1 protein-coding gene is annotated in these 1734 nt (G+C 67.1%); it reads right to left on the bottom strand.

The annotated features are described in order from the left end of the window. Nucleotides 1–40 precede the first annotated feature (40 nt). Complete coding sequence (locus M8859_RS36630; RefSeq protein ID WP_283780412.1) at nt 41–1600, bottom strand: ISL3 family transposase; 1560 nt, start codon at nt 1598–1600, stop codon at nt 41–43. Nucleotides 1601–1734: the final 134 nt, after the last annotated feature.

Genomic DNA, 1734 nt, shown 5'->3' with positions numbered 1-1734 from the left:
GGATCTGGCACAAATTTGGTGATCTCGTGTGCCGGGTTACTCACTCGCTCAACAGGATCCGCTTGCGCAGCAAGTCGGTCTTCGCGCGGCCGAACATCTGCCGTTTGAGCATCTTGATGCGGTTGACGTGTCCTTCAACCGCTCCGCTGTTCCAGGACATGGTCAAGCCTGCGACGACCGCGTCCTGATCGCGGCGCAGGCCCCGAACGAAGGAGTGCAGCGCCAGTTGGTCGTCGGCGTCGACGGCGGCCATCCACCGTTCGAGATCTCGGCCGCGCCGCTCGCCCATGATCTCGGCGAACGCGCGGACATGCCCGGTCAGCGCGGCCAGTTCCGGGCTCACGGCCAGGATCGATTCGAGGCCGTCCCGGTGCTCGGCAGCGATGGTGTCGGGGTTGGTCATGATCCAGCTGACGACCTTGCGGACTGCCGGTGGTTTGCGTGGCGGGGCTGGGATATGCGCGAGGGTGCGGAAGGGTTGCAGGTAGGTGCGCACCATCTTCTCGCTGCCCTGGTAACCACAGGACTTGATCTCTTCGAACAGCTGGCTGGCATTGGTGCAGCCCTCGTTCCACCGCCGATGAAGGTCGGTTTTGTATGCGTCGAGCACGCTGACGCGGTATCCGGTGCGGTTGTTGACCAGCAGCTCATCAGCCGATTCAGCGCGAGCGAAGCGGCGTGCGGTGCCGCGCGCGAGTCCCAGCTGGCGGCTGATCGCGCGAATAGTCTCGCCCTGGGCCAGCAGCGCGTGGACCTCGCTCCAGCGCTGACGGGTGCGCACCGCGGTGCGATCCTGCCGTTGGTGGGGCGCGAGTGGCCCCCGGTGTATTTCGGCGGCGACCTCGGTGAGGGCGGGCCGGTCTCGCGGTTCGGAATCGGTGATCGCGGCAGCTAGGCTGGCGCGATGGCGTGCCACGGTGCGTTCCACCGCCTCGCCGAGGTTGCGCCAGATGTGCCATCGATCGGCGACCTGCACCGCATCCGGTGCTCCCACCGCAGCACCCTCGGCGTAGGCGCCGGCGCGGTCACGGCAGACGATCTCGACGCCCGGGTGGGCTTGCAGCCAGGCTGCGAGGGTGTCGGCGGTCCGGTCGTCGAGCACCTCGATCGGGCGGCGGGTCTGCATGTCGATCAGGATCGTTCCGTAGTTGTGCCCGCGCCGCAGGGCGAAATCGTCGACACCCAGCACCCGTGGGATCGGATGCCGAGGATCGGGTAGTGCCCGGATCTGGCGCAGCAACGTCATCCGGCTCACGGTGGCGGCCAGCTGCCGGGTCAAACGCGCACCAGCGCGGCCGCCCAGCGCCAACCCGACCGCGCACAACGCACGCTGCAGGATCAGCGTGCGGCGGGCGTGCCTGGCCGCGAGCTGCGGCACCTGCTCGACGAAAGTTGTCTTGCCACAGTCGGAGTTGCCGCAGAACAGCCTGCGAACCCGCAACCCGATCACGACTTCGCGGCCGGTGATCGAGGTGTCGGACAACCGCCGCTGGTAACGGCTGTGGACCCGGCCGGACAGCGTCCCGCAGCCGGGACACCTGACCGGATCCTCACCGGTAGCGGCATCGATCCGCACCGTTGAACCCGCCGCGCGGACCATCTCGATCCGCAACCCGTCCAGATGCGGGAACAGGACCCTCGTCGGTCCAAGATCAGAACACCCGCGACATGATGAACTATCAACCGCCCCTTCGCATCCCGAACGGGGTCAATCACGAAATCTGTGCCAGATCC

Source organism: Nocardia sputi (genome assembly GCF_023501985.1).
Note: the sequence above shows the minus strand (reverse complement) of the source record. Positions and strands in the feature narration are given on the sequence as shown.

Excerpts from the sequence above, each read along its gene's own strand:
- M8859_RS36630 (WP_283780412.1), bottom strand. The coding sequence starts at position 1,600 with ATGGTCCGCGCGGCGGGTTCAACGGTGCGGATCGATGCCGCTACCGGT.